At 42.0% G+C, this 24,946-nt stretch carries 21 protein-coding genes and 1 other annotated feature; of the genes, 6 read left to right on the forward strand and 15 right to left on the reverse strand.

Annotated elements, in window-relative coordinates:
• Positions 1-248: 248 nt before the first annotated feature.
• The 10 genes from LOZ80_RS14405 to LOZ80_RS14450 form a co-directional block, all read right to left on the reverse strand.
• Complete coding sequence (locus tag LOZ80_RS14405; RefSeq protein ID WP_238172046.1) at positions 249-815, reverse strand: hypothetical protein; 567 nt, start codon at positions 813-815, stop codon at positions 249-251.
• Positions 805-2,190: an AAA family ATPase gene (locus LOZ80_RS14410; RefSeq protein WP_238172047.1), complete on the reverse strand. Its 1,386-nt coding sequence runs from the start codon at positions 2,188-2,190 to the stop codon at positions 805-807. The genes LOZ80_RS14405 and LOZ80_RS14410 overlap by 11 nt, the downstream gene beginning before the upstream one ends.
• Before the next feature lie 304 nt (positions 2,191-2,494).
• Positions 2,495-3,112 carry a hypothetical protein gene (locus tag LOZ80_RS14415; RefSeq protein ID WP_238172048.1) on the reverse strand — a complete coding sequence of 206 codons (618 nt, stop codon included), beginning with the start codon at positions 3,110-3,112 and terminating at the stop codon, positions 2,495-2,497.
• Between the two features lie 72 nt (positions 3,113-3,184).
• The gene (locus tag LOZ80_RS14420) at positions 3,185-4,051 is read right to left on the reverse strand and encodes a YkgJ family cysteine cluster protein (protein ID WP_238172049.1); all 867 of its coding nucleotides are present in this window, start codon (positions 4,049-4,051) and stop codon (positions 3,185-3,187) included.
• A 265-nt stretch (positions 4,052-4,316) separates the two neighbouring features.
• On the reverse strand, positions 4,317-5,909 hold the full coding sequence (locus LOZ80_RS14425) for a terminase large subunit (protein ID WP_238172050.1): 1,593 nt from the start codon (positions 5,907-5,909) through the stop codon (positions 4,317-4,319).
• 1 nt (position 5,910) lies between these two features.
• Positions 5,911-6,585 (reverse strand): hypothetical protein, encoded by a 675-nt coding sequence (locus tag LOZ80_RS14430; protein ID WP_238172051.1) that lies wholly within the window; start codon positions 6,583-6,585, stop codon positions 5,911-5,913.
• A 275-nt stretch (positions 6,586-6,860) separates the two neighbouring features.
• A complete protein-coding gene (locus tag LOZ80_RS14435; protein ID WP_238172052.1) occupies positions 6,861-7,457 on the reverse strand; it encodes a hypothetical protein in 597 nt (198 codons plus the stop codon).
• 223 nt (positions 7,458-7,680) lie between these two features.
• Entirely contained in the window at positions 7,681-8,463 is a 783-nt protein-coding gene (locus tag LOZ80_RS14440) for a putative phage abortive infection protein (RefSeq protein ID WP_238172053.1), read from the reverse strand.
• A gap of 591 nt (positions 8,464-9,054) precedes the next feature.
• Entirely contained in the window at positions 9,055-9,720 is a 666-nt protein-coding gene (locus tag LOZ80_RS14445; RefSeq protein WP_443147066.1) for a hypothetical protein, read from the reverse strand.
• Positions 9,665-9,937 carry a hypothetical protein gene (locus LOZ80_RS14450; protein WP_238172054.1) on the reverse strand — a complete coding sequence of 91 codons (273 nt, stop codon included), beginning with the start codon at positions 9,935-9,937 and terminating at the stop codon, positions 9,665-9,667. Before LOZ80_RS14450 ends, LOZ80_RS14445 begins: the two co-directional genes overlap by 56 nt.
• Before the next feature lie 170 nt (positions 9,938-10,107).
• On the opposite strand from LOZ80_RS14450, the gene LOZ80_RS14455 reads away from it, so the two are divergent.
• A complete protein-coding gene (locus LOZ80_RS14455; RefSeq protein ID WP_238172055.1) occupies positions 10,108-10,788 on the forward strand; it encodes a hypothetical protein in 681 nt (226 codons plus the stop codon).
• Between the two features lie 61 nt (positions 10,789-10,849).
• Here the strand turns inward: LOZ80_RS14455 and LOZ80_RS14460 are convergent, their stop codons facing one another.
• Positions 10,850-11,068: a hypothetical protein gene (locus tag LOZ80_RS14460; protein WP_238172056.1), complete on the reverse strand. Its 219-nt coding sequence runs from the start codon at positions 11,066-11,068 to the stop codon at positions 10,850-10,852.
• Positions 11,069-11,212: 144 nt separating this feature from the next.
• Positions 11,213-11,401 carry a nucleoside triphosphate pyrophosphohydrolase family protein gene (locus LOZ80_RS14465; protein ID WP_238172057.1) on the reverse strand — a complete coding sequence of 63 codons (189 nt, stop codon included), beginning with the start codon at positions 11,399-11,401 and terminating at the stop codon, positions 11,213-11,215.
• A 457-nt stretch (positions 11,402-11,858) separates the two neighbouring features.
• Here LOZ80_RS14465 and LOZ80_RS14470 point away from each other — a divergent pair, with 457 nt between their 5' ends.
• Positions 11,859-12,341, forward strand: coding sequence for a hypothetical protein (locus tag LOZ80_RS14470; RefSeq protein ID WP_238172058.1), 483 nt, complete (start codon positions 11,859-11,861; stop codon positions 12,339-12,341).
• A gap of 1,295 nt (positions 12,342-13,636) precedes the next feature.
• Positions 13,637-15,082 carry an IS66 family transposase gene (gene tnpC / locus LOZ80_RS14475; RefSeq protein WP_238166678.1) on the forward strand — a complete coding sequence of 482 codons (1,446 nt, stop codon included), beginning with the start codon at positions 13,637-13,639 and terminating at the stop codon, positions 15,080-15,082.
• Positions 15,083-15,112: 30 nt separating this feature from the next.
• Here tnpC and tyrS read toward each other — a convergent pair whose 3' ends face one another.
• The gene (gene tyrS / locus LOZ80_RS14480; protein ID WP_238172059.1) at positions 15,113-16,372 is read right to left on the reverse strand and encodes a tyrosine--tRNA ligase; all 1,260 of its coding nucleotides are present in this window, start codon (positions 16,370-16,372) and stop codon (positions 15,113-15,115) included.
• Positions 16,373-16,424: 52 nt separating this feature from the next.
• Positions 16,425-16,703 (reverse strand) — a binding site (T-box leader).
• A gap of 128 nt (positions 16,704-16,831) precedes the next feature.
• Here tyrS and LOZ80_RS14485 point away from each other — a divergent pair.
• Complete coding sequence (locus tag LOZ80_RS14485) at positions 16,832-20,023, forward strand: transglycosylase domain-containing protein (protein ID WP_238172060.1); 3,192 nt, start codon at positions 16,832-16,834, stop codon at positions 20,021-20,023.
• A gap of 173 nt (positions 20,024-20,196) precedes the next feature.
• Here LOZ80_RS14485 and acsA read toward each other — a convergent pair whose 3' ends face one another.
• Positions 20,197-21,921, reverse strand: a complete 1,725-nt coding sequence (acsA, locus tag LOZ80_RS14490) for an acetate--CoA ligase (RefSeq protein ID WP_238172061.1) — start codon at positions 21,919-21,921, stop codon at positions 20,197-20,199.
• 222 nt (positions 21,922-22,143) lie between these two features.
• On the opposite strand from acsA, the gene LOZ80_RS14495 reads away from it, so the two are divergent.
• On the forward strand, positions 22,144-22,782 hold the full coding sequence (locus LOZ80_RS14495; RefSeq protein ID WP_238172062.1) for a GNAT family N-acetyltransferase: 639 nt from the start codon (positions 22,144-22,146) through the stop codon (positions 22,780-22,782).
• Between the two features lie 86 nt (positions 22,783-22,868).
• Positions 22,869-24,056, forward strand: a complete 1,188-nt coding sequence (locus tag LOZ80_RS14500; RefSeq protein ID WP_238172063.1) for an acetoin utilization protein AcuC — start codon at positions 22,869-22,871, stop codon at positions 24,054-24,056.
• Positions 24,057-24,160: 104 nt separating this feature from the next.
• On the opposite strand, the gene LOZ80_RS14505 is transcribed toward LOZ80_RS14500, so the two are convergent.
• Positions 24,161-24,862, reverse strand: coding sequence for a 5'-methylthioadenosine/adenosylhomocysteine nucleosidase (locus LOZ80_RS14505; protein WP_238172064.1), 702 nt, complete (start codon positions 24,860-24,862; stop codon positions 24,161-24,163).
• Positions 24,863-24,946 lie beyond the last annotated feature (84 nt).

Below are 24,946 nucleotides of genomic sequence, written 5' to 3' on the forward strand. Positions count from 1 at the left end.
GATCGCGTTCTTGGATACTGTAATCCGCCCACCACCGCCACTCATCTGCCGCCTAATCTCAACGGGTATCACTGACATTGCCAAGCGATATAAGGCTTTATGATACCATTTCAATGTTTCACCCCCGATCAATACAAAAAGCGCCGACTCATTTGTCAGCGCTCATTCTTTTCTATCTATAGAATAACATTGGAATATTACTGGTTTACTACGGATAATCTCATTCCCTTAAGATAATAAGTCTAACATCAATTGCTTTTGCCAGTCGCAGCTTCATTAATAAAATCAATTCCTTGATTCATAAAAAATAATTCTTTTGATATCTTCGCTCCATCTTTTATCCATTCTATAACAAAACTGAATTGATCAACCGGATTGAACCATATTATTTCTTTAAGCATAGAGACGTTTTTCATAGAATCCCAAAATATTGTTCTAACAGTATCATCATTAGATAGAACAACTTTGTCAGATATTAGTGCAATTTCAACCAAATGAATGTCCTTCATTGCTGCTAGACGATTTTTTTCTGAAGTCACATAATTGATTAATAATTCGCGCAATTGGATATTCTCACAATTGTCAATGAATTTAATTTTTCTGCGTGCAACCATCGATGTTCTCCATTTTCTAGCAAAACTAGATTGATGAGTATTCCATTCCATGGATAATTCTTTATTAAAACAAACAATATTATGAGAATCTAACAGTACTTCTAATAAAACTCGGCAGTTTGTTGATACTGGTTTTTCATTATGACCTGATGATCGAGCAATACAGGCATCAACAACAAAAGATCTAGGTTTAAGCCTCACCTTTATAACTCCTCTTTTCAACTGCATCAAGGTACTCCATATCAGCATTTAGAGCAACATCATCAAAATCCTCAGGCCAGTCACCAAAAGTACCGAATTCATCAAGTATAGCCCTACTCACTTTAGTAGATCCGCTTTCAGAGTCTCTAGAAAACCAATTAAGCGCAACTAGATTATGTGATATTTGTTCTTTTGCAATTTGAGTTTGAATGCCTCGTATTAATAATGAACTATGTGTTTCGACCACTACCTTAACTCCTCTATTTGCTGCCTCTGCAAGCACAATCGCCAAACTATGTTGGGCTCTTGGATGTAAATGTATTTCAGGTTGTTCAATAAATACAATTTGTCCAGGTTTGGCATAGATTAGGGCAACTAGAATAGGCAGGGTTTGAGAAACTCCGAGACCTACGTCCGCTATACTAACAAAATCTTCTTTTGAGCTATTATTTGACCTTGCTACAAAAATACCAACTTCAGTATCGTTAATCTGTTTAGTTTTTATTCCATTTGTAAGTTTAAGGGTGTTCAACGCGTCTACTAATTTTTTCAATTTATTGTTATTACTTTTACTTTTGCTTTCTTGCCATTGAGTTATGATACTAGCCACATACTTTTCGAATGTCCCAGGCAATTTAGACTCTACCTCGGACTCCGTGGCTGCTGTATTTGGATAATTTCTTTCTGGGTTACCTCTTAGACCAGGTAGATGTAACATTTCAAATAAATGAGATTCAAAATATGAAATATTATCCATAACGATTCTAAAATTTTCAGTTTGTATTCCAAACCTTAATAAAAATCTTTCTTTAAAAATTTTAAATGTCGACTCATCAAACGTTTTCGAAAAAGATGAGTATAGAGGCTCCTTCTCTAATTTCTTAAAAGAATAAGGCGCCTTTTTTTTAATTTCTTCAAAACTCATAGAAGGACTAAACTCATCAAGGTATCCATTACTCAATACGGTCATTTTATTGAGTTGAAATCCAGGTTTATTTTTTTGCTTTTCAAAAGTTATTTTTGCAGTCTGGTTGTTTGCTTCAATCGCAATTGTAAAGTAGTTTTGCATGATTTTATCGTCTTTAACACTAAGCATCTGATCAGTTGCTGTGAATCTCACGTTTGGTCCGTTCAACAACAATGTTCCAGGATCATAACTTTCTTCTAGAGTCTGTTTCATCAATAATAACGGTTGCATAATACTTGATTTACCAGAACTATTAGTACCGGATAGTATAGTAAGGGGTAGTATATCTATACTGCACTCCTCAAAAAATGATTTATACCCGAAAAGTGAAATTTTAGTAATACCACTGGGTTTAAAATTTCCAGGTTTTTTATTGCTTCTTAAACTAACCTTAGGTTCACTAGGCATATAATACCTCCTATAACTTCTCAATATATAATAATCCAAATAAATCCAAAATACCAATAAATTTTATGATAGTTTAAATTAAAACATATTATCTAATACTGTTGAAAACAAAACTTCATCTCTTAAAATTTACGCCATTAATAGAAGGTAACAAAATATGTGCATCAGGTTTCATTGAGTAATCTCAGTATAAAATGGAAAAAGCGTTAGCCTATCCTTGAAAGATATCAACGCTTTTTTAGTATTATTTAAATATAGTTATACGGTGTAACTACGGATATACGCGGCGATGTGAACCAACTCTTTACTGCGGATCCTCAATTTCCAAGCTTTCTGTCTCCCATTCCTCAACTTCAAAATCCAAATCATCCAAGAACATATCTTTAATTTCCTCATCGGTCAATTCGTACCTTGCGTTCTCCAATGAATCTTCAATTCCTTCGATATGCTCTTTTAGGAATCCAATGCTTAATTCATAACAAATTAGTAAGTTATGATGCATCTTACTAACTTCTTCTTCTGTCAAATCAATTTCATAATGCATTATTTTATTTCTGAGATTATTGAGATAAAGTACTGAATTATGAAACGCTTCATTCACTTCAACATCACAAAGATCCTTTAAGCGATTGATTGCATCAATTATGTTAACAGTTTTTAATGTATTATCTACCTCAAGGACGTTCCTTTTGCCTGAGTTCTTTAGCTTACCTTTAGCTTTTATATAAGAATTGATGTCACTAAAGATAAGAAGTTCTAATTTTTCTTTAAGTATGTATTTAAATAAAACCTCATTAGCGTGATTAATCGATAATATTGCATCTTTATAATGATGATATTCAGGATCCGCTTTAATCTTTTTTATAGAATTAAACGCTGCTTTAAAAGAGTCCACTCCATTTTCAAAAAGGCCATACTTCATGGTTTCGTCTCCCTTTCATATCCTTGTATTTTCATAATTTCTACCTCCATTTTAAATTATTCATGACCACATTCAACCGATTTGTTCAAAATTGTCTGTAAACCATTGTGAAAGATGCTTATAGAAAAAGACTTTTTCAAATCCGCGTTTTACTAAGAAGTAATCCCCAAATACACCAATGTTAATTTTTTTGATTGACATATCAGCTGGAGCATCAATTTGTAGACTAATTCGTAAAGCATTATTCGAATTGGGTTCACTGCAATGTAATGGATTACTCGTAACCTTAAACTTCCGACAGTTAAATGGTCTAACTTGATAAATTTCACATTCTCCGGAGTCACCCAAAAAAGCACAAGGACTTTTTTTGAGGGCATACTCTCCGATTAGCGCCTTGTCCTTTGCAATCATTTCTGGCGTAGGCGAATTCCTGCTATTAATTTTAACTTTAGTAGATATCCTCTCAATTTCTTCAACTGAAAAGTTTTCGAGTACATGTTTACGTATATGTTCTGCTTCAATAGGGCTGACATCAACATAGAGGTTACAGCAAGCCGAACATCCTTTTTGGCAAGATGTTTTTCCATCTAATTCTTTTATAGATTCGTTATATAACTCGTATAATTCTTCTAGCAATTCTATGCCATCTTCCATTGAAATCATTTTCACACTATCACTTGCAATATTTTCGATATCTTTCCTAGTCAAATTCGAGAATTGATCTACATCTTTTAACATCTTTTTAAAGGGGAATAGGTCGACTTGCTTCGTTAATTCATTAAGCTTTTCTTGATCAAACCTCACTTCCTCTCCCCGGTAATTAATTGCTAATAAAGGGTGCTTTTCATCTTTGATTGAACAACACTTTTTGTATTTTTCACCACTTCCACATGGACAGGAATCATTCCTTCCTATTTTTCCTATTACTGCAACACCCACTAAAATCACCTCGTCAATAGTTATTCACTGACAGTTCGACAATTTCCTAGTTTTCCCTTATTTTTACAACATCACAATCTTTTTATCGCTAAGCTTCCAATAGAAGGTAACATAATATGCTTTGTGCTTGGTGGTCTCCGTAATCTCATTTGTTGAGCTATTCCGTACCCTAACACCCTATCATCCTTGCACCCGCCTAATGTTCCTTTTCCCATAGCCTGTGGCTTACCAGTTCTATTCCTTACAAACGTCTTCATTTCGCTGATTAAGTTGGCATCGTTGATTCGCCATACACCTTCTCGAATACCTTCGATAAGTGCATCAACCAAAATAGGACGAGTAACAAGTGTTGTTGGCCACCCTGGCTTAGTTTCATTCGAACCAGCCTCGGCGTTATAAGAGTCATGGTGATATAAATTTTATTAATAACACTGTGTCCCACATTGTTCGTTTCTACACCAAGCAGCGCTTCGCCGTACATCCTCCCAATGTAATCCAATTGTTTAGCGTAGACATCGAGATCCATTTGCCCATAGAGAACTGCTACATCTTCTCCTGTTTCTGCATCAATGATATATGCTGCCGATCCATCGCCGCCCTCCAATCCTTCAGCTACGTCAACTCCGATGCAGTATTCTTTGTCTGGATCGAAGTCTCTGAATATTTCAAACTCGCCTCGCTCGTCCTCAATGAACTTAACTGATGTCCAATCATAACCTACTCCTTCTAATGATGGAGGAATAACGACTGAGTATTTAGTTCCTTTAATTGTATAGTGAGTCATTGCAGCAAGCTTGTCCTGGTTAAATACCGTACGTCCCGTTACGAGGAATGCTTCTTCTGGGGTTGAAGGATACTCTTGACGGAATACCTTTTCGTCACCGTCGAAGTCATTTCGGATCGTATACCGGCGCCATTCAAGCTGCTCATCATCGACATTGAACTTTTCTTTCATTTCAATTTCTTCTGATGTAAGCATGTATCCATCGGGAACTGGCATTCTATAATCAGGCATATCAAACCAAGGGAAGAATAGTGGAATATAGTCACTCTTACCTGAGACAGCACTATCCCATAATTCCTTGTATATCTCAATCCCGTTAGCTGTAGATTCAATAATGCCAACAGTACCCGGCTCTTTGGAGAAGGCCGCGAACAATGATGTGAGGTGCTTCTTCTTTTTACTCTCTGGCCAGAAAGCCAACTCTGATATATGAAGGTAATGGATTGTCTCTGATCGAGCTAGTACTTTGTTCTCAGCAGATTGCACAGTAATCTTAGATTTAAGACCAGGCTCTTTCCTGCGTTCCGTTTCCTTGATGCTTGGATTTTCAAACGTTAGCCTCCTGCTGTTATTTCTCTTCCGCATTGGTTTGATAAGATCTGGAGCTTCTTCATAATAAAGACGGAACATATCGTATAAGTTTTCCGATGCAGCAGAGTCTTGAGCAACAATGAATGAGTTTTTTGCAGCTTGCAGCGAGGATAAGTAATAAATAAGTGCCTCAGTGGTTGTCGAAAAACCCATCTGACGTGCCTTGAGGATGATAATTCGTACAGGCTTGCCTTTTTCAATTTGATCAAATACTGTTTCGGCTAGCTTCCTTTGAGCCTTGTTTAAGGTCAAGGGAACCATTACGCCTTTCTTTGTCTTAATCTTAAGATTGTCCTTACAAAAAAGCTCGAAGTCATCCATAGATAGCTTTAATTCAGCCATCTTTTCAGGATATTCTCCGAGCTCTATATAAATCTTATTAACCAATTCTTCTGCAAGTATGACATGTTTCAATTTAAAGTTATGTGTCTTTGAAATTGATTCTGCTACCTTCTTAATTTGGTCATGTATTTTGGAAAGCACATCATTCACCGCCACCCATATATAGCTTTTGCTGTTCTACAAGTTGTCTCATTCTAGGATTCGCAGCAATGCGTACAACCGACCTATCATAAGACCCGTCCTTAGATTCTTCCTCGAAAATTTCCATAAACAAGCGAATGTATTCCTGGACCAGCTCGAATTGAAATGCCTTTTCACGAAGTGAGACAACGAACTTCATGTTCTCGCGGACTTCACGATTTAGAACGGATATCTCACCAACTTTCCTTCGCAATTCAAATTCAAACCTCGACTGCCAATTCTCGATGTATGAGACGTAATTCCACTCTTCTCCGTGATCAACTAATTTACTAATCAATTCTTCCATTTCGGTTTTATACATTTTGGGTAAATCATCTATCATTTCAAAACGTTCAATTAGTCTTTTTGTCGCATCCAGATTAGTTTGGATGATATCAAGTTCTTGATGAACAGTTTTTAATACTCTTCTACGATCTGCTAGGATGGCATCTTTTTTAGTTGCTTGTTCAGCGCTTTCTCTGTCTTTAATAAATTTAGCCACGGCCGTATGAGAAATACTTTCGTTTGCCCATTCAGAACAATCCTTTGCTATATCACGAACAGACCTTCCGTTTCTAACGCCTGCCCATACGATGTCTTGGCAACCAAATGTATCTATTTTAGATGGTTTTCCCATTGTAACGTTACACCCCTCTTTTGTAACGCTTGTCATGGCACTTGTAACGTTACAAGCTTACATATTATCTTTGCTTGAAACTCCTTTTACAACAATGGTTTAACCTGTATCGTTTTGTAACGTTACAGAAGTGCAAGAACTCACTATTTGATCTCTTTATCTACACATTATATTGTTCACCACCTGTTTTTTACGTTAAGGAAAATTTTCCTGAACATCCGAAACACATTAACGTTGTCCCATTTAAACAAAAAAGAGCTAAGACAACAAGTGTCTTAACCCTTAAATTTATATAAACGATTTTTAAGTTTCTCTTCGGTTGCCTTATTCCTGGAGATCTTCGATTCATTTATTCTTTGTTCTTCTTTCAAATACTCTTCTTTTTCTATGACCGCTTCGTTTACCGCGTTATTTAAAAATATTATCCATCTGAAACGCATTATGTAAAAGATAAAGACTATAATTAAAAACGCTGCGATGTAAGACAATGAAACTGAGTTGCTATCAAAGGAACTTTTAACTGCATTTTTATATGCATTCATGATTTCAAGATAATTATCATCACTTCTTGGGACGAAGTCGATAGCTTTAAAAGCAAAACCAGTAAAAGTGTTTGATAGCGTGAACACCATCGTTAAAATAAAAATGAATATCGGTATTATGATATTGATCTGTTTATAAACTTCGAGTTGAGCGTTAATACCTAACTTAATACTTCTCATTTGTTTAATGTCGTGGTTTATTACAAGATCATTTTTCATCTCGTATAACTTTCCTAAGTCAATTCCGCCATGTCCTATTAATCCCAATTCATTTCGCTTTCTAAGATATTTACTAGCACTCCTACATTTGGTGAAATCTATTTCTTTCATACTCCCTCGCCTCCCAATACTTCCCAGTTCGACGAAGTAAGAGGGAACTCCTTCTTGTACCAACTTAAGCTTCCTTTAATGAAATAGGGAGATAAGACGTTAGTCTTACCTCCCTATTTTATGAGTTATTTCTATGAATGTGTGAAAAACGTTATACGGTAAAACAGGAAACGCAAGGTAATGAAATTCAAGGTTATAGTACTGCTGCTTGAAATGGAAGCTCTTAAGTGTGACTTCTACTAACTTTTTTCTGTTTAAATATATCCTCATGTCTTTCTTCAAAACCATACACCTGTAATAAAAGCAACTTTTCAACACTTCTATCATGATTTTTACAAATTAGTATCAACTCACTGTCAGATATCTGTATGTTTAGAATATCCGCTAAAATCTTTTTTTGATTTTTACTTAAATTGGAATCATGAATGAAATTTAATATATAGAAAATAATATCGTAGTATCTTTTGAAATCAGAGTTTTCAGGTGTCATATCATATTGGTTGGGATCAATATTTCTGTTGTTTGCTTGGTACATAACACTTAGAGCAGCTTTTCCATACCTCTTTTCTTCTTCGCCTGTCTCAGGTACGATGACGGGGACACAGAATCCTTCAACATACTTTTCCTTAATAGAGATAAGAGTTATCACCGTCTCTTGAGCTACTTGGTAATCCATTAATTGTTGCTGTTTTTCAAGTTGGAATGCTGACTTTTTCAATGCTTCTGATTGAATTCTTAGATCCTCTAGTTGGGTTTTCTGGGCTTCTTGTTGGAGTACCAAGTTATCATGTTGTATTGCTAAATCTTTCCTTTGGAGATATATTGTATAAAGTATCCCTGCAAAAGCCATACCGGAAAATAATGCATTTGCTCCTCCGAACATATCTCCAAAAATCCCTCTTTCTTCCTGATTTACTCCTTTTAGTGAAAGCCATGTATAAACCCATAAAGCAAAAACAATTAGTAAAAAAACACATAAAATCCAAATGTCATTTTTCTTTTTCAAACATATCTCTCCTCACAATGCATATTAAGTTAAATTATATAATTCGTTAGAATTATGTAAGATACCTTTGCAAATGACCCTAGATTTTGAGTATGTGGCTGGATCACGCTTCTGATCTCTTATTTTAATGATCTAGATCACCTTAAAAGGAGGGAGTTTGCGAATTCTTGAATACTTCAGGTAAGGAAAAAAATGTTCATTGAATGAAAAAGGCCACACCTAATGTGTGACCATCTATACTTCTTATATGTTGATTATGGTATCACCGTGAGAATTGCCATTTACCCAACCCATTTACCCAGTCGATCAAAAGCGAGTCGCCCAGGCGGTTATGTGGTTAATGGCGAACCAAACTTTGTTCTTTTCCTTTTGAAGAGGGAGTCAGCAAAGTCTAAAAATGTAACCCTCTCGCTAATACCATGATGGATAGCGGTAATTTATTAGATGTGCCTATCGCTAATGCGCTATCTCCGGAATAGAGTTTAATCGGACTAGGGCTATTACCCATCATTGTCCTTCCTCAATAGAGGTACAGTTACATTGTATTAAGTAATCTCTGTTGAAATGATGTTTATTCACTGCAGATCTACGTCATTGATTCGGTAGCCTTAATCCGATCTCTCCTTCAGTGTTTCTGCCACGCCCGTAATCGATGACTACAAAATCCAATGTTCGGTTTATTTTAAGGCTACTTGCTATTCCAGCAATCGCTTTTCGTCTTTTCTCTGCAAAAGTTGTGGCTGAAATCGGGTCTATCTCTTTTTTATAGCCCTTCTCCATGTACCCCTGCGCTTTTAAATACTCCATACCATCTATGAATAAGAGTTTAGCTGCTTGCTTCTCATGCGGTTTTCTGATGTTGTTTATCACACTCTTTATGATATTGGTAATTGCTAAATAGAATTTGTAGTTTGCATGTCTGCTATCTTTTAGAACAACGGAGTTACCGGTTACATCCGCTGTTACCTCTTGTCCAGTAATACGCTTTGCAGCGCTACCTTCTGCAGATAACAAATCATAGGCAGATAGGCCGTTCTCCATCTCTTTGAGTGCGAACTCATAGTTCTTGATGATGTCTATCATGTCAACATATTTACCAAGCAGCCATTTTGTTTTTCGAATATCTTCTTCGGTTATTTCATCAAAAAATGTTACCTGGATAATCTTCTTGTTATCTTCCGATTCATCGACCATTGAATTGTTATTGGTTCTTAAATTCTTGTTGCTCAATATGATCACCCTCTGTTGATTTGACAGTCTTCAAGATTTCATTTTTAACACCTAAGTAAATTTTCTTTAATTCTTCGTCTGCTTTACTTAATAGTTCCTCCTCATTCTCCGCGCCATAAAACCGACATAGTGCCTCTATGGCATCCTTTACTTGATCAACTGTAGGTTGCTCTTGATTTAATAGTTCAGAAAAAGCTTTCAACGTAGCAAATGAACTGAATTTCTGTGAGTTATCTATGCTCATTCCACTTCATCCTTCCCTGGTGAAAATGTAGATTGTACTAAGACCATTTCATCCCCACCATTACAGTTGATGATTTGATAATTTAATTGCTTCATTTCGTTTATTTGTCTGTACCAACGCAGATCTATTTTGCATTTAATAAACTATTATATTGCAGGAGGTAGATTTGAATGAAATTCAAAAGTATAAAAGCTAATTTAAGCTCTAATCAAATTTTAAAAAGAAGCCAACCGCTTTTAAACAAGAAGGTACGAGCAGCTACTTCAAATCGGTTAGACATTAGTGTTAACTATCTAATCGGCGCCCAAGAAAGAACTAACGATATAGCAAATCCATTTGGTAGGTTGTTCAATTTCACCAAGTCATACTGGGCTGCCTATGGAATTAACATAGATAGAAACGGCTCTACTTCCTATAGATGTACTGAGAGAGGAACCTATTGTCTAGAATCTCTATCTTGCCCTGGAAATGCGAGAATGGCCCAATTGACAGATCTAATATTTAATGGTGGTTTCGCGGATGGTCACCGCGTAGTTACAGTTATTGTAGCGGGTAAAGATGTAAGCTTTCCAAGTCCTACTTTAGGATGTACACAGACATTCGGAAACAAAAATAAATTCGGAGTTATTATTTATCTTTCAAGAGACGCAATTATTGGATCAGATCCTTATATTCTTGCACATGAAATAGGTCATGCACTTTATGTAACTGGATTAAACTCCAACAACAAAGCAGGATTAATTGATAATTCAATCCCCGGAAACCTAATGAACAAAATTGTTCCGATAAAAAACCCGACACTAACAGAAGGTCAAATAAATGCTGCAAGAAAAAGTATTATGCTGTACTAAACGCGACCTTTTCGGAGTTTATCCTCTCACTTACAGGACCGAGACCTTTTTCACCTCCGCTTCATCGAGTATTAAGATCGAATATCTTCTCGGCCTGCTGCTGTATCTTTTGCTCTGCTTCCAATAGTTCTTTCACATGTTCATTATTTGATGCACATTCATCAGCAAATTCCTGTTCTAATCGCTTATTTTGCTGTTGTAGTGTTCGGATGTGATCAATTAGCTTTTTCTTCGTCCCCATCGCTCCGAACTCGAGCAGGCGTATCTGTTCTTCCTTCATAGGTACTCACTCCTCAATAATTAAAATGCTATACGGCTGCCGTCTGACGTCTAGGTATTGCTTTCGAACGGGGCCTGCGGCCGTATGCTTACTGTAGACTCTCCGTCACCGTGAAGGAGACCTTTAAGGTCCTCAGTATTAAAGTTACAATTTCTTTCCGCCATGCCGTTGTGGCCTTGTCGCGTTGTACGCCATCTTTTCAGCTATCGCTTTCTCAAGATCAATCCCATATCGACCACAAGCATCAAATACCCTGATTACAACATCAGCAAGCTCGGATGGTATGCCACACGGCTTCCAGTCCTCATCGATCTGGGTTGTTTCTACTTGCAACTCCCCGTCAACCTTCTTCTCGTACCAGATGTCGATTGGAAGATCACCATTCCTAAAATCCTCTAAAGCTTCTGACAGCTAGGAATGCATCAAAGCAATAATTTCACCAAACGAGCGATCTTCCATCCACCAGCCTTTAGCTACTGCATTGTCATGTGCGCCATAGACTAATTCATTAATAGGTTTCATTGATAATTCCTCCTTATGATGTTCAATGTTAGATTTCTACAATATCGCCCGTTAGGAAGTAGAGGTTTCTTCCCCATGACTATGATCATTTCAATACCTCATGTCGTTAATTTGAATTTTTTGTTACTATTTAGTAAAAATTAGATAAACTATATTACCATTTATTTCAATAAAATTACATTTACAATTATTTGTTGTATTAATTTGGAATTCATTATACTATAACTCTCGTAGGAGAATATAGTAAATTTTAGGAGGAAACACGCAAATGAAGTTCAAGAAAATCACTCTAGTTTTAGCAGCAGTATCCGCATTAGCATTTGGAGCCCAAAGTGCTTTTGCAAACACAAATATTAATGAACAGTTCGATGTACAGAACAATAGTTTTAATACCCCAGAAGCTTTTCTAGCAGGGGCACCAGCAGGGACCACCAACCCTTTTGGATACAATAAAGTGGGCTCACTAAGCAATCCAAATGATATTGATTGGTATTTACTAACTTTCCCTCAAAATACTTCTTACCCTGGTGCCACTGCAACGATCTCATTAGTTTCTCCTTACGGTGGACCTCAATATGGAGTTACAATAGTTGATGAGAACGGTGGATATATCGAGAAAACAAGAGTCACGGATACTGAGCAACTCACACAATATACAATTAATTACAACCCTAATATTAAATACAAAGTATCCGTTTATTCTCTAAGTTCAAACGTTAGCCCTTATAACTATCAACTAGCAATTAACTAATATTATTATGAGATGTCGTTCATTTGTGAACGACATCTTTTCTTTATCACCTGTACGCGAAATTAGTTTCATTTGCATTTCTCATGTTCCTCAATATTCAGCCGGTGTTCAGAATCAGTGCTGTATGCCCGTCCTCTTTTATATCAGTGCATTCGGAGCATAGTTTGAGTTCGTGCTTCTTCTCGAAGCTGTAGGCCGACCCGAATAACCTTCTATATTTTTTCCTTGGAAAGATTTTTCTTGGACAGCCATCGCATCCGTGCATTATACGCGCTGTATAAAACTTATCTTTGATAACAGTACTACTCAAAGCCTGCCCCCCCATGTATTTCCGTATTCAGACGATGTCTATTTCTCGAAGCAAAGTCTCATAATTTGTGGTGCAACTCACAGAAATTTCAACAAAGCTGTGATATCATGTTATTAGGAGGTGAGATCGCTAATGATTAGAAAAACTTTTCTGATAACATTTTTACTCACAATTTCCATCTCACTAATTTCTGGCATTGCTTCTGCAGAAACTGCTTCACGTCATGATACAACTAAGAATTCCATTGGAAATATACGCTAATATTTTTTTGTTGACTCATGTCGAGTCAACTTTTTTTATTTAATACGGCATGTATTTCCATATTCAAGAATGTTCGTCACCGATTTGGAATTTCTTCATCGCTTTATGCTGGAAATACTCCTCGCCAGTTAATTGTTTATACAACCATTTGTTGGTCAAATATACTTCAGGCAACAGCCCTTCTCATGAGTTAAAGGCAGTATCTGCATTCAGTGGAAGTCTGACCTTCGGGTCAAGTGGGGCTACAATTGGGGCTAATTGATTGGGCAACACCCGCAAGCCCTTATGTAACGGGTATTTTTGTCGCCAACGAGTTCTACAGCCGTAAATAAAGACGAGGGCTGTCCTCAAGTAGATTCGTCTACTTGGAGACAGTCCTCTTTTTTCATGGCTCCCTCAGCTTTGCCCAGTTTCACAATGGCATAAGAGTCTTTAGGAGCTTCTATTTGCGATAAAAGTGGGGTTCCACGCAAAATAAGAGTCCCACGGGACTCCTATCTGTTGTAAATAGCAAGAAATAGCAGCTTCTCAAAGGAATAAGAGCCTTTCCTAATTCGTTGTGTCCACTGTTAAGTCTAATTGCATTGAGAGCTTCTATTTGCGTTACAAGGGGTTACTCGCATGAAATAAGAGTCCCTAAGGGTTACTACTTAGGTCCCCTTATTCAAACCCCTAAAAATTGGTTAAGAATACTTAACGAATTTAATGGAGAAGAGGGATCAGGATGAAAATGAGCCTCGAAGAAATCAAACAAATTAGCCACAGTAGTCCAGATCAAATCGAGAAGGTCATTACGAAACTGCTAGAACGGATCACTGAACTGGAAAACAGAGTAGCCGAGTTGGAGCGCCAGCTAGGGCTTAACAGCAAGAATAGTAGCAAGCCGCCTTCAAGTGACGGGTTTCGTAAGCCCGCAAACTCCCGCATCGCTGGTGGCAAAAAGGGAGCACCCCTAGGTCATGAAGGACACACACTTAGTATGGTGGATGATCCGGATGCCATCCTCGACTTTTGCCTAACTACCTGCCCTGCGTGTCATGCTCCAATGGACCAGGAGAACTGTATAGGCTACGACCGGCGTCAGCAGATCGATCTGCCTGAACCACGCATCCAGACAACCGAGTTTCGCGCTCATACGAGCTGCTGCCCGCAGTGTAGCGGGGTTCATCAGGCTGCTTTTCCGTCGCATGTCAGCGCCTCTGTCCAATATGGAGCTGGTGTTACGGGCTGGATCGTGTATGTGAGTGCGTACCATATGATTCCACTGAAAAGGGTGAGCGAGATGTTTGCGGACCTGACCGGGCATTCGCTGAGCGAGGCTACGGTCATCGCCCATTTGAAGAAATCGCACAAGCAGCTAGGTCCCTATGAGGAACAAATTCGCCAAAACCTGCTGAATGCCGATGTTTTGCACGCTGATGAAACCGGCATTCACGTCGATGGCAAACAGCGATGGCTGCACACCCTCTCTAATGTGGACTGGACGTTCCAGGCGGTTCACGAAAACCGGGGCACCCTCGCTTTTGATGCCATCGGTCTGCTGCCGGCTTACTCGGGCATTCTAGTGCATGACTGCAACGGGCCGTATTTTAAAGAAAAATACACGTTCCAGCATGCCTTATGCAATGCGCACTTACTGCGGGAATGCCAAGGAATCGCCGATTATGATCATCACCAGTGGGCCGTGCAGATGAAACGCTTGCTACAAGTAGCCTGGCGTCTCACGCTAGCCGCCCGTAAAGTCTTGTGCTGCTTAGCTCCGAGTACGGTTAAATGGCTAGAGAATTGGTACGATGACATCCTGCAGCAGGGCGAGCTGGAATGGAATCAAGGGCGTACCAAAGCCAAAACCGGACCGCAAGGCAGGCAAAGCAAAAGTAAATCGGCCAATCTGGGTGAACGTTTCCGTCGTCACAAGGAACCGATTCTCCGGTTTATTCAAGATGTCCGTGTTCCTTTTGACAACAATGTCGCCGAACGAGACTTGCGGATGGCCAAGGTCAAAGCCAAAGTCTCCGGCTTATTCCGTACCTGGGACGGGGCTCATCAGTTCGCCCGCGCGCGCGGCTTCATTTCAACCCTTCGTAAACAAAATTTACCTGTACTCTCGACGCTTATTGTTACTTTTCGTGGGGAGTTTCGTTTTCCGCGTTTGGAAGAAGGTAAGTAGTAACCCCTAAGGACTCCTCTCCATTTGTACCTAAGCAAACTGCACTAGGTAGTAATTCTTTTTGCCGCGGCGAACGACAAGGTAAGCTTCTCCCAGTTTGCCAAGGTCCTTGGCCACCGCTTCAAGGGATGTCACCTTGACACCGTTAACCGTCACAGCGCCACTTTCAATATCCTGGCGTGCTTGGCGCTTGGATGGCGCAGCACCTACGGCGATTAGCAAGTCAACAAGCGCGATGTCGTCTTGCTCCAGCGTTGTGGAAGGAACATCCTTAAATGCCTCTTCAATCTCCACGCGGGAAAGATCTTGAATGTTGCCGCTGAATAAAGCTGCGGTGATGTTTAAAGCACTTTCCAGTGCTTCTCCCCCATGTACTAACTGCGTGACTTCACGAGCAAGCAGTTTCTGCGCCTCTCGCTTCTCAGGCTGCGACTTCACTTCTTCTTCCAAACGTTCGATTTCCTCATGCGATATGAAAGTGAAGTATTTGAGAAAACGAATAACATCATTATCTGCCGTACCCAGCCAGAACTGATAGAACTGGTACGGTGACGTTTTGCTTGCATCCAGCCAAATCGCACCGCCTTCGGTTTTGCCGAACTTTTGGCCATCACTCTTAGTTACAAGCGGCAAGGTCACACCGTAAGCGCGTTGATCTGTTGTTTTGCCAATAAGTTCAAGTCCAGCTGTAATGTTGCCCCATTGATCGCTGCCTCCGATCTGCAGTGAACAATTCTTGGTCTCATTTAATTTCAAGAAATCGTACGATTGCAGGATCATATAGCTGAATTCGGTGAACGAAATCCCCTTCGTAATCCGGGAATCCACGGAATCTTTGGCCAGCATGTAGTTGACTGTAAAGTTTTTGCCTACATCCCGCAAAAATTCAATGACGTTCAACGAACCCAACCAGTCATAGTTGTTAACTAGCTCAGCGCTATTCTCGATATCAGTTGAGAAATTAAGAAAGCGGGAAAGCTGCTCTTTGATGCTTTGTGACCATGCGACAACGGTTTCCGGTCCATTCAGCGTTCTCTCATTGGCTTTACCACTCGGATCACCAATTAGACCTGTGCCGCCGCCAACGAGCGCAAGCGGGATATGTCCGGCCTGCTGAAAGCGTCTAAGCGTTAGAATCGGCAATAAACTCCCAATGTGCAAACTATCCGCTGTTGGATCGAAGCCGCAATAAAGCACCACTCGCTCTTCGCTTAGCTTTTTGTCCAAGCCCTCGCGGTCCGTTATTTGGTGAAGCAGTCCACGAAACTCCAGATCTTTTAAAATTGTCATGTTCATCCATCTCCTTCTTCATAAAAAAATACAAAAAAAGCCTTCTCATCCACAAAGGGACGAGAAGACTTGACTCGCGGTACCACCCTAATTAAAACAGCAGTTACGTACATCTATAACGATAAGTTCCGTGTACAGCTGACTGTTTTCACTCAAGAACCTATAACGGGGTTTAATCGGCAGATACTACTGGTGCAGCCCAATTGGCGGCAGGTTCCCATCTACTGCTCAAGACCGTAATTCACTAACCTGCAGGTACCGGTTCGCACCATCCACCGGCTCTCTGAAAGCATCCACAAGCTACCTACTGCTGATCCATCCATGCATTTGTTCAATTTATAACACAACTCTTCCATTGTTGTCAAACCGTCTATCATCGTTTCTTCCCTCCAGTATTACCGCAAAAGCTGCAATTATGGTATACTGTATGGGTTCATGTAAGGAGGAATATTGGAACTTATGCGCAATTTTTTCGCGAAATGGAATCGACCTTGGGTGAGAACCACATTCAAAGTCACTTGGATTACTTTAAAATGGACCCTGATTAGCGCCTTTTTGGCAGGCCTATTAGGCGGATCCGCTGCATTCGGATATGTTAGCGCGTTGGTCAAGAAAGACCCTGTCCGCAGCGAAGAATCCATTCGTCAGCAAATTCAGGAAAATGCCGTTACAGGCTTCGCCTATTTCAATGACGACACAGTGATTGGCCAATTGCGTACGGAAGAAGATCGACGTCTCGCTCAGCTCAATGATATCCCGCAAGTTGTTTTGGATGCAGTCTTGTCCATTGAGGACAAAGACTTCAAAACGCATCACGGAATCGATTTCCGCGGACTTTATCGCGCTGTTACCCAGAAGCTTCTGAATGAAGAAGTGCAAACCGGGGGTAGTACCATCACGCAGCAGCTCGCTAGACGGGTATTTCTAACATTAGACCGCGATGATGGTCGTAAAGCAAGGGAATTGCTGCTTGCCTTACGAATGGAACGTTTGATGTCCAAGGACGAAATTCTACTTGCCTATTTGAACAAAATTCCATACGGCAACGGAGCTACAGGATACAATCTGTACGGCATCAAAGCCGCCGCCAAGGGCTTATTCAACATCGACGACTTAGACAAACTGAATGTCGCTCAAGCCGCTTATCTGGCTGGACTACCACAGTCACCATCCCAGTACTCCGCCTTTACCAGCAAACCTGCATTCGATGATGAGGGTTACAAAAAAGCCGTTATACGTGAACAATTAGTCCTCAAACGAATGCTGGAAGAAAAGAAAATTACAAATGAACAATACCAAGAGGCATTGAAATTCGATCTCAAAACTTCGATGGCCCCTGCAGCTCAGAAAGCTTATACAACCTATCCTTATCTCATGATTGAGACCGAGCAGGAAGCAGCGGAAATTCTGCTTAAAATCCAGAAGCCTGAGCTCGATCCCAAGACCAACCAAGCAGCTTATAATGAAGCATTAAAAGGTATACATACGCAGCTCTTGCGCGGCGGTTATCAAATTTATACCACCATCGACAAGACAATCTATGATTCTATGCACGAGATTTCGAGCAACGAGAAGAATTTTGCCCCTACCGATGAGAAAAAAGGCGGGATCGAGCAAGTAGGCGCCATTATGATTGATTCCAAAACCGGAGCCATCAAAGGCATGATTGAAGGCCGCAACTTCTTTGATGAACAGCTCAATCACGCCACACAGGCGTATAGACAACCGGGATCAACGATGAAGCCTATCGCCGCTTATATCCCTGCTTTAGAAAAAGGCGTCATTCAACCAGCAAGCATCGTGGATGATATCCCAATTATTCTCAAGGATGGTGTCAAAGGCTTCCATCTCCCAGAGAACTGGGATCACAAATTCCACGGTCTTATGACCGCTCGGAAAGCCTTGAACCAGTCTTATAACATCCCTGCCATTGACATCTTCCTGAACAAAGTCGGCATCAATAATGCTTGGGATTTCGCCAAAAAGCTGGGGATTACATCGATTCAAAAAGAAGATTACTATGCACAAACGGGCGTAATTGGAGGTTTAAGCCGCGGTACCTCGGTCAAAGAATTAACCGGCGCTTATGCATCCATTCCGAATAAAGGCGTTTATAATGAAACCTTTATGATTCGTGAGATTAAAGATTCCAATGGGAAGATCATTTATAGCCATGATCAGAAGCCTGCACAAGTCTACTCACCACAAAGCGCTTATCTGATTACGGATATGATGAAAACGGTCATTAGCCAAGGTACGGCGACTGACCTAATGAAAAATTATAAATCCTATGGCAAAATTGAAATTTCCGGCAAAACAGGTTCTACACAAGACGATGCCGATGCTTGGTTCATGGGATTCACCCCAGACATCACAGTTGGTGTGTGGATTGGTTACGATCAACCCATTAATAAATTGTCATCGTCGACGAAATCAACGCAAGCGCATCAAACGTATCACGCCAAAGACATATGGGCGCTGATTATGAACAGGACAATTGAGCAAAAACCAGAGCTCTTCCCAAACAAAACATTTGCCAAACCTGAAGGTATCGTCTCGGCAACCGTCTCCAGCTTATCGGGGAAACTGCCAAGCGAGTTAACATCCGGTTCGGACCATCAAGTTACCGATATTTTCAACAAGAAGTTCGTCCCAACGGAAGTTGACAATGTGATGGTCAAAATGAAGATCAGCTCCTATAATAGTTTGAATTACATGGCGCAAGACGCAACGCCAGCCGATTTCGTTCAAGAAAAAACGGTCATCAAACGCCAAAAATCAATCAGTCAGTTGCTGAAAGAAATCCAAGATGCAATGAGCAAACTGCCTGAGAAGAGCAGAAAGCCCATTGATAATTACAAGCCAACGGATTACGATGACGATGCGCCATCTGAAGTCGATCCACGGGTTGACGACGGCAAAGAGCCAACCGCACCAACGAATGTGGCTGTGACGAAGTCTGGAGATACCGCGACGATCACCTTCACACCAAGTGCCAATGCGGATCTGGTTGGCTACCGGATCTATCGCTCCGATAATCGTGGCAAGTTCCAACTCATTGGCGGCAAAGTCGTCATGGCTGGTGAAGAAGCGAAGTTTACGGATCATATCCCAGCTTCCAGCTTAATGGGCTATTACATTACTGCCGTCGATGTCGTCGGCAAAGAGTCGCCAGCGAGCCGTTCCTCCTATACAGACGGAAGTTCCTTGGACTCCTTGTTCGTACCGCCTGCGGACGGAAATGAGATTCCAGGCAGCACCAACCCGCCAAACGGTGGTACAGGTGAAACTAACACCGGAAACGGCGCGGGTACGGGAACAGGAACTGGTCCTGGGAACGAAAATGGAAACAGCAGCAGCCCAAGTCCTCCAGCCAAAGAAGCTCCTACTGCGCCATCGGGTCTTAAAGCCAAAGTTGACGGCGCCGGCATTGTTCTAAGCTGGAAAGCCAATCCAACCAAGGATAAAGTAAAAAAGTATAACGTTTATTTTAGCGACAAAGAAAAAGGCACCTTCACGAAGCTTGGTTCTGTCGATAACGCAACAGAGTTTCACTACTACGCGGCCGCTTACAATGGATATTACAAAGTTAGCGCTGTGAGTGATGCAGGCGAATCGAAACCATCAGCAGCCATCGCTTTTAATAATTAAAATCAGGAAGAAGATCCGGTTGCTGGATCTTCTTTTTTTGATACGTGTTTATGGGGTTGGGATTGGGTTTGATAGAGGTTTAAACACTGCCAGCTGTCGGCATATCACTCTGAAACGACAAAAGCCTCCACACACCAAGTACTGGTGCAAGGAGGCTTTCCTATGTCATTAACTTAATCTTCAATTGTCGATAGATCGCCTGTCGGAAGATTGAGCTCCCAAGCTTTAAGCACACGGCGCATAATTTTACCACTGCGTGTTTTTGGCAGCTTGTCTTTGAATTCAATTTCGCGAGGCGCCGCGTGAGCAGACAGCCCCTCTTTGACAAACTTGGAGATATCCGCTTTCAGCTCATCGGACGGCGAGAAGCCTTCGCGAAGCGCGATAAACGCTTTGATAATTTCTCCACGCATAGGGTCAGGCTTACCAATAACACCTGCTTCAGCAACTGCAGGATGCTCCACCAGCTTGCTTTCCACCTCAAAAGGACCTACACGCTCTCCTGCTGTGTTAATCACGTCATCTACGCGGCCTTGGAACCAGAAGTAACCTTCTTCATCCTGATAAGCGGAGTCACCCGATACGTACCAGCCCGTCAAACGGAAATACTCTTCATATTTAGAAGGGTTATTCCAGATTTTGCGCATCATGGACGGCCAAGGTGTTTTGATCGCCAGATTCCCCATCCGATTAGGAGGCAGTACATTGCCAGCATCATCGATAATAGCGGCTTCAACACCTGGAATTGGACGGCCCATGGAACCAGGCTTAATCGTCATAGCAGGGTAGTTACAAATTAACTGCCCCCCTGTTTCGGTCATCCACCATGTATCATGAATGCGTTGGTTGTATACTTTCAAGCCCCAACGAACCACCTCTGGATTCAACGGCTCCCCTACGCTGAGCACATGGCGAAGCGAAGAAAGATCGTAACCAGCAACAACATCATCGCCTGCCCCCATCAGCATCCGGAAGGCTGTCGGTGCACTATACCAAACAGTAACTTTATATTTCTGAAGCGTCGTGTACCAGTCTTGCGGACTGAAGCGTCCGCCCCGAATGACGTTCGTGGCGCCATTCAGCCATGGGGCAAAGATCCCGTAAGAGGTTCCTGTTACCCAGCCTGGATCCGCTGTACACCAGTAAATATCGTCTTCTTTAAGATCCAATACAATTTGACCTGTATAATAATGTTGAAGCATCGCATTCTGAACGTGGAAAACGCCTTTGGGTTTCCCTGTTGATCCTGACGTATAATGAATGATCAAGCCATCTTCGCGATCCAACCATTCGATGTCCAACTCCGTTGAAGCATTAGCCATCTCTTTGTGAAAGTCAACTTGACCTTCCGCCAGTTCAACGTCTTCGCCGACCACAATGACATGTTTCAAATGAGGAAGATCGTTGTAAGGAACACGTGAAAGCAAGCTTGGTGTCGTAATAATCGCGACAGCTTCACTATCTTCCAGACGATCTCTTACCGCTGTTTCCATGAAAGCTTCAAACAATGGACCGACGACGGCCCCGATCTTCAACGTTCCGAGTAAAGCGTAATAAAGTTCCGGTGTACGAGGCATGAAAATGAAGACGCGCTCGCCTTTGGCAACGCCAAGTCCGCGAAGCACATTGCCAAATTGATTGGATTTGGCTTTCATTTGACCAAACGTAACGGCTTCTTCCCTCGTATTATCACTGTAGTAAAGTGCGACTTTATCCTTTTTGGATGACTCCGCATGGCGGTCAATTGCTTCGTAAGCCATGTTTACTTTGCCAGTTTCATACCATGAAAAACTTTTCTCGATGTCTTTCCAGTCAAATGATGCATGTGTTTGTTCGTAATTTTCCATGTTTGGGTTAGGGGATACAGCTTCAATGAGTTCTACTTTCATTTGCTCCATGTACGAAAAACCCTCCTCACGTGATAAACCGCTTTCATTTTACTGATGTATTTGAGCAAAATGTGATCGATTTTTGACATATTCTATTATATCATACTGGGTATTTTTCGCATACGTAAAAATTCGACTTTAAATCCCCCATAAAATTTGGTATAAGTTTACTATGACCTAAGGGAAAAGGAAACATCCATCATGCTGTTTTTCAAAAGGAGAGCTAAAGTTATGCAGCATATCAAAATCTACCACTCACACAGCTTGCAAGCCGCTCCTGATCAACCAGAGATCATCATTGAAGGACCTGTTTCGGCAGATCGCTTGCAGGATCTCTCCATGCACAACAAATTGGACGCTTTTCGCCGACCCAAAGAGCAGCTAGAGGCCTTAATCGAAATCGCACAATTGCCAGAAGGACGTATAATAATTGCAAGGGATGCCTCCACTATCGTGGGTTATGTCACCTTTCATTATCCGGATGAGATTGAGCGCTGGTCGCAAGGTCATATGCAGGATTTGATAGAATTAGGCGCTATTGAAGTTGCTGATGACTATCGAGCTGTTGGCTTGGGTAAAAAGATGATTCGCCTTGCCTTTGCGGGAGATCAAATGGAGAATATCATCTGTTTTACAACCGAGTACTATTGGCATTGGGATTTGGAGACAAGCAAGCTAACCGTCTGGGAATATCGTCAGATGATGGAAAAATTAATGAAAAGCGTCGACATGATTTGGTTCGCAACAGACGATCCTGAAATCTGCTCGCATCCGGCCAACTGCCTGATGGTGCGAATTGGCAAGCACGTGCCGATTTCTTCGCAAGAGCAATTCGATCGCATTCGTTTCCAACAACGATTCATGTATTAGTTTGTTTTTGATATTCGTTTCTGACCAATCAAGGGATATGTAGGGCTTCAAGCGAGATTGTTAGCCAATTCGGGGGAATTTGGGATATGAACAAGAAGGCATCCAGTCCAGTCTTTATTTATGATGAGGAAGAAATTGCTTATAAATTCAATGAAGACCATCCGTTCAATCAAGATCGTTTGACGATGACGGTTGATCTGCTGCGCAAGGCAGGCGCTCTGCCGGACAGCGCTATTCGGAAGCCTCGTCCCGCCACGGACAACGAGCTATTGCGGGTTCATTCACAAGCCTATATCGATGCTGTGAAAGGACTTAGCTCTCCCGTGCCGGAGGAACGCTTCGTCCAGTCAGCGTCGCGCTTTGGACTAGATACCGACGACACGCCCTATTTTGCCGGGATGCATGACATTACGGCTGAGGTTGTTGGAGGTTCCATCACCGCCGTCGACTTGGTGATGTCCGGTGCGGTCCCACACGCCCTCCACCTGGGCGGCGGCTTGCACCACGCCCTGCAAAGCAAGGGCGCTGGCTTCTGCGTGTACAATGACGCCTCAGCGGCCATTGCGCACGCTCAAAAGACGTACGGCGCGAAGGTGCTGTACGTCGACACGGATGTGCATCATGGGGATGGCGTGCAGTGGGCCTTCTACGCCGATCCCCAGGTATGCACGCTGTCCATTCATGAGACGGGGAAATTTCTATTCCCCGGCACAGGAGCCGTGAACGAACGCGGTGAAGGCGACGCGTTCGGCACGAACATCAACATCCCGGTGGAGCCATACACCGAGGACGACTCCTGGCTGGAGTGCTTCAGCGAGGTTCTCACCGAGACCATTGCCCGCTTCCAGCCGGACATCATAATTTCGCAGCATGGCTGCGACGCCCATGCGCTGGACCCTCTCGCGCATGTCCACTGCTCCATGCGCGTGTACAAGGCTATGCCCGAGCTGATCCACTCCCTTGCGCACCAATGGTGCGCAGGGCGGTGGGTCGCGCTCGGAGGCGGCGGGTACGACATCTGGCGCGTCGTACCGCGGGCCTGGAGCCTGCTCTGGCTCGTCATGAGCGAGCAGGCTCACTTAGACCAGCTGGAGGCGGAGCCGCAGCTGGCGCTCCCTCAGACGTGGCTGGACGCCTGGCAGAACAAGAGTCCTGTCCAGCTGCCTTCGACATGGCTGGACCCTGTTGAGGACTGGGCGCCGATTCCAAGGCGCGAAGCGATCGCCGAGAAGAACCGGCATACCAAAGAGTTAGCCATGATGTATTTGAAATAATAGGCGCGTGAAAGTCAAAAGCTCAGAACCAGCCAATAAGGCGAGTTCTGAGCTTTTGATCTATATACAGCATTGCCAAGCTGTTAAGTTTGCTATTTCTATTTCTATAGCTGCTTCACAATTTCCTCGACCATTTTGTACGAATTCTCGGAAGCCAGGACTGTGAATTCAGCGAAATTCACATGTGCAGAGCCATCCGCTTTATCGGACATAGAGCGCAGCACCACATAAGGAACGGCATTCATCGAGCAAACTTGCGCAACGGAAGCTCCTTCCATTTCGACACACACGCCGTCTAGCTCTTGACGAAGATTAGCAACAGCCTCTCTGCTGGCAATAAACTGATCACCGGACAGTACCCGGCCCTTTTTGACTTTACCAGCAAACAGCCTTTCGCCAGCAGCAACTGCTAGCTCCACTAATGCGGGATCAGCTTGGAACACAGAGTTGGCCTCGTAAGGAATGATGCCACGCGGAAAACCAAGCGCTGTCACATCCATATCGTGCTGCATGCATTCGCTGGAAATCACCAGATCCCCAATGTTCAATTCAGGGTCTAGTGCACCGGCTACACCTGTAAAAATAATTGCTTCAATACCGAAGGTATCAATCAGAATCTGAGTCGTTACAGCTGCATTAACCTTGCCTACTCCTGTCCGGCAAACAACAACCTGCTTCCCTAGATAAGTGCCTTCACGGAACGTAATGCCCGCTTTCACAGTTTCCTGCACATCACTCATATGGGATACCAATCGTTCAATCTCTTCATTCATAGCGCCGATGAGCGCAATCTTCGTCCATGTCATTCCCTATTCCTCTTTTCTTAGTGTTTACATGAGAAAACCTCCACCGCAGTCAGCCCTAGGGTTGACCACGATTAGAGGTTTGTT

This window comes from Paenibacillus sp. HWE-109, assembly GCF_022163125.1.
GTDB lineage: Bacteria > Bacillota > Bacilli > Paenibacillales > NBRC-103111 > Paenibacillus_E.